Origin of the sequence: Roseibium sp. FZY0029 (assembly GCF_036350355.1) — a bacterium.
Taxonomy (GTDB): Bacteria; Pseudomonadota; Alphaproteobacteria; order Rhizobiales; family Stappiaceae; genus Roseibium.
In genome coordinates, this window is record NZ_JAZDVZ010000013.1 from 67,052 (window position 1) to 76,174 (window position 9,123).

Here is a 9,123-nt window from a genome sequence, read left to right on the forward strand (position 1 = left end):
ATCGTTGATGACGAATGAGGGTGGGGGATCAGCCGAAGCGCATCATCACAAGCGCGGCCAGGACCGAGACGGCAAGCGGGATCCATAAGGTGTGCACATCGGTGAATGCGACAAAGCCCAGATGGATGAAGGCCGCCAGAAGAAGGGACAGGAACAGCCGGTCTCCCCGCGTTGTCGGCATGGGCAGGAAGCCCTGCCGCTCAACCGCGGGAACCCTGATTTCGGCCAGGGTCATGGCAATGAGTATCAGCGCGATCGTCAGGAAGAAGATTGCCGTCACCTGTGTCCAGGCCATCCATTCAAGATCCATGTCCGATCCTCCTTAGACGCGGCCCAGGGCAAAGCCCTTGGCGATGTAGTTGCGAACGAAATAGATGACTGCGGCACCCGGCAGGATGGTCAGAACGCCCGCCGCGGCCAGCAATCCCCAGTCGAGACCCGAGGCTGATACCGTTCGTGTCATCGCCACGACGATGGGCTTGGCCTCGACCGAGGTGAGGGTTTTGGCCAGCAGCAGCTCAACCCAGGAAAACATGAAGCAAAAGAAGGCGGTAACCCCGATCCCTGCGCGGACCAGTGGCAGGAACACCGTCAGGAAGAAGCGCGGGAAGGAATAGCCGTCGAGATAGGCAGTCTCGTCGATTTCCCGGGGAACGCCCGACATGAAGCCTTCAAGGATCCAGACCGCGAGCGGCACGTTGAACAGGCAATGCGCAAGCGCCACTGCCAGAGGCGTATCGAAGAGCCCAACCGCAGAGTAGAGCTGGAAGAAGGGCAGCAGGAACACCGCCGGCGGCGCCATCCGGTTCGTGAAGAGCCAGAAGAACACGTGCTTGTCGCCGATGAACTTGTAGCGTGAGAACGCGTAGGCCGCCGGCAGCGCCACCGAGAGCGTGATGATCACGTTCAGGACGACATAGCTCAACGAGTTCACGTAGCTCATGTACCAGGCAGGATCAGTGAAGATCGTCTTGTAGTTATCGAAACTCGGTGCTTTCGGCAGGAACGCCGAGCTGGACATGATGTCTCCTGGTTGCATCAGAGACATACGGACGAGCCAGTAGATCGGCAGCATCTGGAAGCTCAGATAGAGACCGAGCAAAACCGGTCCGGCGGCGCGGCTGTTCAGGACATTGCCCTTCAGTAGGGCGGCCATGCCGGTACGGGGCTGAGCGGATGTGTGGGTTATCATGGTCATATCGTCACCTCACTGGGCGCTGATACGCTGGAGGATCGTGTAGAACACGTAGGACACCAGCAGGATCATGAGGAAATAGAGCAGGGAGAACGCCGCTGCGGGGCCGAGGTCGAACTGGCCCACTGCCATGTTCACCAACCTGATAGACAGGAACGTCGTGGAACTGCCTGGACCGCCGCCGGTGACCACGAAGGGTTCGGCGTAAATCATGAAACTGTCCATGAACCTCAGCAGCACCGCGATGGTCAGAACGCTGCGCATCTTTGGCAGCTCGATGTAGCGGAAGATCGCCACGCGGCTGGCGCCGTCGATGCGGGCCGCCTGGTAATAGGCGTCGGGGATCGAGCGCAGCCCGGCGAAGGCCAGAAGCGCCACCAGCGGCGTCCAGTGCCAGACATCCATTGCAACGATTGTCACCCATGCCGACACCGGATCGGCGGTATAGTTGAACACGATGCCGAGATCGTTTATGACCCGGCCGAAAAAGCCGATCTCGGGCCGCGCATAGAGCTGCCAGATCGTGCCCACGACGTTGAACGGGATCAACAGGGGCAGGGCGAGGATGACGATGGCGAGCGAGGACTTCCAACCGACCCTTGGCAGCCCCAGCGCCACAAGCACGCCAAGCGGGATCTCGATCGCCAGCACGATCCCCGAAAACGCAATCTGCCGCAGAAATGCACGATGCACTTCCGGATCTCGCAGGGTCTCGCGGAACCATTCCAGCCCGATCAGGTAGCGCTGGCCAGGTCCGAAGATGTCCTGCACCGAGTAGTTGACCACTGTCATCAGCGGGATCACGGCGGAAAAGGCTACCAAGAGCACCACCGGAAGGATCAGGAACCAGGCCCTATTGTCTTGGGTCTTATGCATCGAGATCTCCAATCAGACGGTCGTCGGCATAAAGCAGGGTGTGTTTCGGCGGGAAGGTGACCCCGAGTTCCCCCGAAGGCAGCTCGGCATCATCGGGCACGCGCATCGCCACGGCGGTCTCGCCGATCCGCAGATCCGCGACGTAACTGTCTCCCCGGGGCAGAAGCTCGACGAGCTGCGCGGCGATCCGCTCGGTGCGTGGCTGACCGTGCCGCAGATGCTGCGGACGGATGGCGATCTTCAGGGACTGGCCACTCACGATCTTGCGCGACAGCGCGGGGGGTAACGGCAGCGATCCGCCTGAGAAGGCAAGCCGTTCGCCATCGGCACGGCAGGGAATGAAATTCATACCCGGCGAGCCTATGAAATTGCCCACGAAGGTGTGGCTGGGCCGCTCGTAAAGCTCTTCGGGCGTACCGGCCTGCATCACTTCGCCTTCGGCCATAACCACAACCTCGTCGGCCAGGGTCAAGGCTTCGCTCTGGTCGTGTGTCACGTAGATCAGGGTCAGCCCCAGTTCTTCGTGCAGCAGCTTGAGCTTGCGGCGCAGCTCGAACTTCACATGCGGGTCGATCACCGTCAGCGGCTCGTCGAAGAGCACAGCCGCAACGTCCGAACGCACCAGGCCACGTCCAAGGCTGATCTTCTGCTTTTCCGCAGCCCCAAGGCCGGCCGCCCTTTTCTTCAACAGCGGCCCCAGTTCCAGCATTTCGGCCACGTCGGCAACGCGGCGACGGATCTCGTCTGCAGGAAGGCGGCGGTTCTTGAGAGGAAAGGCAAGGTTCTGCTCGACAGTCATCGTGTCGTAGAGGACCGGGAACTGGAACACCTGTGCGATATTCCGCTTTTCTGTCGGCATGTCCGAAACATCGGTCCCATCGAACAGGATACGGCCGGAGGTCTGGCGCACGAGGCCCGAGATGATGTTCAGCATAGAGGACTTGCCGCAGCCCGAGGGACCCAGGAGCGCATAGGCACGTCCGTCTTCCCAGGTCAGGTCAATCTGTTTCAGGGCAAGGGCGTCCGGGTTGGACAGGTTCCCGTCATAGGAATGACGAAGCGAGTCGATCACGATTTGAGCCATTATGCAGCCTCCGCCTGGCGAGGGCCGGGTGTGGCGAGCAACTGGCCGGATGCGTCGAACAAAAAGCATCCGGCCGGATCGATCGTGACCTTGCAATCACTGCCGCTGGCCTGGGGATGCACGCCGTCCCGCTTCATCACCCATTCATGCCCGCCATATTCGAAATGCACGAAAGTCGCCGAGCCATCGACCTCGCAAAGGCTTACGCGGCCGGCAAGATCACCGGATTGTCCGCAGGTGGCAGGACGGATGCGATGCGGCGGCACGCCAAGCAGGCACGCCCCGGAAACACGGCCCTGCATGTGTGCGGGCAGCGCGGTGCGGATGCCGGCGAAGTTGATCGTCTGGTCTGAGACATGCCCTTCGATCACGTTCATCGGCGGGTCGTAGAAGATTTCGGCGACCTTGACCGAGCAGGGGTTGGCGTGCACCTCGGCAGCCGGACCGACCTGGATCACCCGACCTTCTTCCATGACGATCGTGGTGCCGCCCATTTGCAGCGCCTCGTCCGGCTCAGTGGTGGAATAAACAACGGTTGCGCCGCCACCGCGAAATATTTGTCGCAGGTCGGCACGAAGCTCTTCGCGCAGCTTGTAGTCGAGATTGACGAGCGGCTCGTCGAGCAGCAACACGCCCGCCTCCTTGACCAGCGCCCGCGCGATGGCAAGCCGCTGCTGCTGTCCACCGGAAAGGTTCTGAGGCAGACGATCGAGAAGGTGGTCGATATGCACCATTCGCGCAGCGTCCCGGACCTTGGCATTGAGCGTGGCCCGGTCCATCCGCTTGCGCCGCAACGGCGCGGCAATGTTGTCATAGACCGTGAACGACGGATAGTTGACGAATTGCTGGTAGACAAAGGCGATATCGCGGTGCCGCACTGGCATACCGGTGAGGTCGGTCCCGTTCTGAACCAGCGTTCCGCTGTCCGGGCGATGAAGCCCCGCGAGCACGCGCAGCAGCGATGTCTTGCCTGCGCCTGTGCGCCCCAGGAGGACATACAGATTACCGGGCTCGAAGGACAGGGTCACATCCTCCAGCCAGGTTTCTCCGGCCACCGTGCAGCGGACATTGTGAATTGCAAACGTCATGCTGAGGCCCCGACATAGCTGGAGGCACAATCGGGGGCCGTGTGCGGCACCCAGGCGGCGGCAAGCCGCTCGCCAACCTCGCTGTAACGGCGATAGCGAGCCTTGAGCACCTCCACACGGTCCGGGTCAGGCGTGTGCGTGCGTGATATCCGGGTCATTGCCGAGATGGCGCTTGTCAGGTCAGGCTGCATTCCCACGCCAACGGAAGCGCACATTGCAGCCCCCTTGGCACCGAATTCTGATCCGTTGGCTACGACGAGCGGCAGGTTGAGCGCATCGCAAAAGATCTGCGACCAGACCGGGCTCTTGGAAGGGCCTCCCGACAGGAGAACTCGACGGATGCCATCGGTTCCGGATTTGCCGAGCAGATAGCCGATATCCTGGCAATGGGCAAAGACGATGCCTTCGAATACGGCCCGCAGCACGTCCGGCAACTGGCTGCCTGCCTGGACACCCAGCAAACCTGCCGGTGCTCCGCTTGGTCCGCCGAAGACATATGGAAAGAACAGGATGCCGCAATCGCGATCAATCGCGCTTTCAACAAGGTCGCTGCACACCTCGTAGATCGAGCGCCCGTTGCGCCGGGCGACGTCTGCCTCGGCTGCGAGCAAAGTGCTACAGACCCACTCAAGATTGCTGGCCGAAGTCGCCCCGGCCATCGTGGCAAGATACTTTCCCTCAAGCGGATAGGCGACCTGCAAGGTCGGCAGCGGATCAAGAGAAGGTGCGGTGTACAGGCGCGAGTTGATACTGAACGTGCCTGCGACCACACCAAGCTCGTCGGCACGGGTCAGGCCAGAGGCGAGCGAGCAGGCGACCACATCATAGACACCACGACACACCGGGGTTCCTTCTAGAAGTCCGGTCTGTGCCGCCGCCTCGGCCGTCACATAGCCGGCAATGTCCGTTGATGCACCGATTTCGGGGAGCTTTTCGATACAGTCCACAAGGCCTGCGGCGATGAACGCATCGGTCGCATAGCATCCCTTAGAGACATCGGCGAACCCGGCGCAGCCGGCATCAGTCGGATCGGTGGAAATATCGCCGCAAAGGCGGAAGCGGAGGAAGTCCTTGCAGAGCAGCAAATGGCGGGTACGGTCCAGCACATCGGGTTGATGTTGTTCGAACCACCCGAGGATCGGCAGGCTCTGTCCAGCCCAGACCGCCTGTTGAATCGCGGATTCCAGGTCCGATTTCAGACCCGTCTCTTCCCAAAGAGCGATGGTTTCCGCGGAGCGAGTGTCGGTCGAGCCGATGCCAGGCCGAACAACCCGTCCGTCGGCATCCACGAAATAGAGACCGGCCCCATAGCCGACCGCGGTGACCGCCGCAATGTCGCCGGGCGATGTGCCCGTCTTTTCGAGCAAGGTGCGGATACCCTCACACGCCGCACGCCACATGCCATCCGGATCCCGCTCCGTCCAGCCCGCATGCGGAAACTGAATCCGGTTCGGACTGTGTTCACAGGCGATCTCGTTGCCGACGTCATCGAACAACGCAACCTTCGTCATGGTACCGCCCGAGTCGATACCGAGTAGCCGAGCTACCATTTTTCCTCCTCCCAAATTCTCCTTCGACCTTCTGGCGGCCTTGCCGTGCTCCGCTACTCCTCTCAACTTGTTATTACATGTTGACTATGAAGACAGATGACCAGACCTGTCAAGAAAAGAAATACACAATAAAAATCGCGGAAAACCGGCGGCATATCCTGCCAAAATTCAAAAACGCTCATAAGAACAGGCATCGACCGAGCTTGATTTGACACATGTTTCACCGACTTGTAATTATATGTTGAGCGGTCATCGAAACGGGCCGATGGGGAGGATGTGATGGAAAAACGCAGCAAGATCTCGGACCGCCTGAAAGCCGGAGCCTTTGATGGCACGGTCCTCATCGTTGGCGGTGGCATCAACGGGGTCGGGGTCTATCGTGATCTGGCTGCGCAGGGTGTGCCCGCGCTGCTTGTCGACAAGAGCGACTTTGCGTCCGGCACCAGTTCCGCGCCTTCGAGACTGATTCACGGCGGCTTGCGCTATCTGGAAACCGGAGAGTTTCAACTGGTGCGCGAATCCGTCGAGGAGCGGAATCGCCTGCTGCTGAACGCACCGCATCTCGTCAAGCCGATCCCGGTCTGGGTCCCGGCGCTCAGCCGGTTTGGTGGCGTGATGTCCGCCGGGCTGCGCTTCTTGCGGCTGAAACGAACGCCCGGTGCGAAGGGTTCGATCGTGGTGCGTATGGGCCTCGCGCTTTTCGACCGCTTCGGCGACAAGGACCGCACCATGCCCCGCCACCGGCCCGTCCCTATCTCAGAGGCGCGCGCGCGCATAGGCCTCGCGCAAGGCGTGCAGGCGGTGCTGGAATACTGGGATGCCCGGATCGTCTCGCCCGAACGCTACACGCTCGAACTCGTCGAGGATGCCGAAATCGATTGCCCGGCATCCGGTGCGCTTTCCTATTCGGCTGTGACCGGGCTTTCCAACGGCAGCGTGACCCTCACTGACAGCACCACAGGCGAGACTTTCACGGTGCGTCCGGGCCTGGTGGTCAACTGCGCCGGCCCCTGGATCGACGAGGTCGATGCGAATATCGGCATACCAGAGCCACTCAGCGAAGGGACGAAGGGGTCGCATCTGGTGCTTGAACGCCCGGACCTCGTGCGCGACCTCAACGGCGCTATGCTCTATTTCGAAACGCACGACCACCGCGCCTGCCTCGTCTATGCGCTCAATGAGCAAATGATTCTTCTGGGCACCACCGATCTGCGTACCAGGGAGATCGATGCCGCTCGATGCAGCGAAGAAGAGATCGAGTACCTGTTCGGCGTCTTGCGGGATGTTCTGCCCCGGAGCCATCCGGAACGCGATCAGATCCGCTACAGCTATGCCGGCGTTCGTCCGCTGCCACGCAGCGATGCCGGTGCAACCGGGGCGATCAGCCGAGATCACAGCTTCCGCGACTTTCCGGCCAATCAGACCCGGCCGTTCGACGTGGTCACGCTGGTTGGTGGCAAATGGACGACCTACCGCGCCTGCGCCGAACAACTTGTGGACCATATCCTGCCCCGCCTGAACAAGACCCGCATCCGCTCGACCCTGACGCTGCCGGTCGGTGGCGGTCGGGATTTTCCAAAGGACTCAGCAGCGCGCAGCTCCCTTGTAGCGGAGGTCGCAAGGGACGGCGGTATCAAGACAGCGGCGGCAGAGCGGCTGGTGAACCGTTACGGCACCCGCGCCAGGAAAGTCGCCCAAGACCTTGATGAGGCCGGGCGCGTGGAAATACCCGGTGCGCGGGAATATCTTGTCGGGGAGATCCGCTATATGGCGCGGCACGAGCGCGTTTCCCGGTTTCATGATATCGTGCTAAGGCGCAGCCTGCTGGCTTTCGAAGGTCTCGCGTCCGAGACCAGCCTGAATGCATTGGCGGATATTATCGCGCCGGAGTTGGGCTGGACCCAGACGCAACGAGACGCCGAAGTCGCGGAGCTTCTTGAGCAACTCCGGGATCGGCATCACGTTTCGTACGTACATAATAAGAATGAGGCAGACATATATGACGAAGCCACAGTTGCCTGACATCGCGGGCGCCGCCAACTCGGATGCTGTATCGCGATCGGACGACAATCTGCGGCTGCCGCTATGGGCACAGCTGAAGGTCTGGCTTATGACCCAGATCGCAAGTGGCGAGCTGCCTCCCCACACCCAATTGCCGTCCGAAGCCGACCTCTGCCGTCGCTTTGGTGTCTCGCGAACAGTGGTGCGCGAAGCGCTCAAACAGCTCGTCATGGAACAGCGCATCTACAAGATGCAGGGCAAGGGATCCTTCGTGAGCGAGCCTCGCACCGATCAGGATTTCGTCGGCTCAACAATGTCGTTTACCAGCGATCTGCAGCGATCAGGGCACATCGTGACACGCCAGCTGCTCAACCAATGCCTGCGCCAGCCAACCGATGAAGAAACAAGGCTGCTCCAGTTGACCGACGATGAGGCCGAGGTTGTCGAGATCGACCGGGTACTTTTCGTCGATGGCGAACCCCGCACGCGCGTGACAGCGGTCCTGCGGGCTTCGGCGGTGCCGGGCCTTGCCGCAACTCCGATGGGCAACCGCTCTCTCTATCAAACGTTGCAGCAGCGATACGGAATCGTCTTGAAAAAAGCCGAACGCTGGGTCAGCGCTGCAAATTCCGACGCCGATACTGCTTCGCTGCTGAATATAGAACCGGGCAGCGCAATTTTGAATATTCAGTCCGTCTCTACCGATCAGAATGGTCGCAGGATCGAGCTGTATTTTGCGCAACACAGGACGGACAAGTCGCGGCTGCATTTCTTTATCAAGTGACTATGTGAACAGGGTGTGTCGCAAAGTTTTCGAGTTAACACGCCTTGAGATTTGGCTGTTGAAAGGGCGTGACCTCCGTCCGGATGGTACCATCACTGTTAACGAAGCCGCCGTCCCAACCAGCGAAGCTCAAAAGCAAGAACGGTTATCTGGATTTAAAGAAACCCTGACCAGGCTGGAAAGCCTGACCGGAGGTTTGTCGCAAGAGCATCTTCAGCAGAATGTTTCCTCCGCTCAACAAGCTTTGGAAAGAGCGCAATCGGCACAGACCATCGATATTCAGGTCTGAGCAACTTTCTAATTCGGTTTCCCCACGTTCCATGGATCAGCAGCGGCGTCTGTAAGGTCGAACTCAAGGAAAATAACTTACCTCTCCCGCAAGGCATGGGCTATCTGATCCCGTATCGGCTTCACCAGGTAGCTGAGCACCGTTCTGTCACCGGTCTGCAGGAACGTCTCGACAGGCATGCCCGGCACAAGGGCTTGGTCACCAAGTTTGGTGAGTTCGCTCTCATCGATCACAAGCCGGGCAACGTAGAAACTCA

9 protein-coding genes and 1 pseudogene are annotated in these 9,123 nt (G+C 60.4%); 3 read left to right on the forward strand and 7 right to left on the reverse strand.

What is annotated here, in order from left to right:
- Nucleotides 1-28 precede the first annotated feature (28 nt).
- The 6 genes from V1T76_RS27690 to V1T76_RS27715 form a co-directional block, all read right to left on the reverse strand.
- The gene (locus V1T76_RS27690; protein ID WP_330563899.1) at nt 29-310 is read right to left on the reverse strand and encodes a DUF2160 domain-containing protein; all 282 of its coding nucleotides are present in this window, start codon (nt 308-310) and stop codon (nt 29-31) included.
- A gap of 12 nt (nt 311-322) precedes the next feature.
- The gene (locus tag V1T76_RS27695) at nt 323-1,075 is read right to left on the reverse strand and encodes a carbohydrate ABC transporter permease (RefSeq protein ID WP_442970195.1); all 753 of its coding nucleotides are present in this window, start codon (nt 1,073-1,075) and stop codon (nt 323-325) included.
- Nucleotides 1,076-1,207: 132 nt separating this feature from the next.
- On the reverse strand, nt 1,208-2,071 hold the full coding sequence (locus tag V1T76_RS27700) for a carbohydrate ABC transporter permease (protein WP_330563900.1): 864 nt from the start codon (nt 2,069-2,071) through the stop codon (nt 1,208-1,210).
- On the reverse strand, nt 2,064-3,155 hold the full coding sequence (locus V1T76_RS27705; protein ID WP_330563901.1) for an ABC transporter ATP-binding protein: 1,092 nt from the start codon (nt 3,153-3,155) through the stop codon (nt 2,064-2,066). Before V1T76_RS27705 ends, V1T76_RS27700 begins: the two co-directional genes overlap by 8 nt.
- On the reverse strand, nt 3,155-4,243 hold the full coding sequence (locus tag V1T76_RS27710; RefSeq protein WP_330563902.1) for an ABC transporter ATP-binding protein: 1,089 nt from the start codon (nt 4,241-4,243) through the stop codon (nt 3,155-3,157). The genes V1T76_RS27705 and V1T76_RS27710 overlap by 1 nt, the downstream gene beginning before the upstream one ends.
- Complete coding sequence (locus V1T76_RS27715) at nt 4,240-5,793, reverse strand: FGGY-family carbohydrate kinase (protein WP_330563903.1); 1,554 nt, start codon at nt 5,791-5,793, stop codon at nt 4,240-4,242. The genes V1T76_RS27710 and V1T76_RS27715 overlap by 4 nt, the downstream gene beginning before the upstream one ends.
- Nucleotides 5,794-6,072: 279 nt before the next feature.
- On the opposite strand from V1T76_RS27715, the gene V1T76_RS27720 reads away from it, so the two are divergent.
- From V1T76_RS27720 to V1T76_RS27730, 3 genes are read left to right on the forward strand one after another with little or no spacing between them, the layout of a single operon-like run.
- The gene (locus tag V1T76_RS27720) at nt 6,073-7,815 is read left to right on the forward strand and encodes a glycerol-3-phosphate dehydrogenase/oxidase (RefSeq protein WP_330563904.1); all 1,743 of its coding nucleotides are present in this window, start codon (nt 6,073-6,075) and stop codon (nt 7,813-7,815) included.
- Nucleotides 7,793-8,578: a GntR family transcriptional regulator gene (locus V1T76_RS27725; RefSeq protein WP_330563905.1), complete on the forward strand. Its 786-nt coding sequence runs from the start codon at nt 7,793-7,795 to the stop codon at nt 8,576-8,578. The genes V1T76_RS27720 and V1T76_RS27725 overlap by 23 nt, the downstream gene beginning before the upstream one ends.
- Before the next feature lie 58 nt (nt 8,579-8,636).
- Entirely contained in the window at nt 8,637-8,867 is a 231-nt protein-coding gene (locus V1T76_RS27730) for a hypothetical protein (protein ID WP_330563906.1), read from the forward strand.
- Nucleotides 8,868-8,944: 77 nt separating this feature from the next.
- Here V1T76_RS27730 and V1T76_RS27735 read toward each other — a convergent pair.
- Nucleotides 8,945-9,123: pseudogene (locus V1T76_RS27735) on the reverse strand (HlyD family type I secretion periplasmic adaptor subunit); the annotation flags it as partial.

Coding starts and splice junctions, on each gene's coding strand:
- V1T76_RS27690 (WP_330563899.1), bottom strand. CDS start 310: ATGGATCTTGAATGGATGGCCTGGACACAGGTGACGGCAATCTTCTTC.
- V1T76_RS27695 (WP_442970195.1), bottom strand. CDS start 1,075: ATGCTGCCGATCTACTGGCTCGTCCGTATGTCTCTGATGCAACCAGGA.
- V1T76_RS27700 (WP_330563900.1), bottom strand. CDS start 2,071: ATGCATAAGACCCAAGACAATAGGGCCTGGTTCCTGATCCTTCCGGTG.
- V1T76_RS27705 (WP_330563901.1), bottom strand. CDS start 3,155: ATGGCTCAAATCGTGATCGACTCGCTTCGTCATTCCTATGACGGGAAC.
- V1T76_RS27710 (WP_330563902.1), bottom strand. CDS start 4,243: ATGACGTTTGCAATTCACAATGTCCGCTGCACGGTGGCCGGAGAAACC.
- V1T76_RS27715 (WP_330563903.1), bottom strand. CDS start 5,793: ATGGTAGCTCGGCTACTCGGTATCGACTCGGGCGGTACCATGACGAAG.
- V1T76_RS27720 (WP_330563904.1), top strand. CDS start 6,073: ATGGAAAAACGCAGCAAGATCTCGGACCGCCTGAAAGCCGGAGCCTTT.
- V1T76_RS27725 (WP_330563905.1), top strand. CDS start 7,793: ATGACGAAGCCACAGTTGCCTGACATCGCGGGCGCCGCCAACTCGGAT.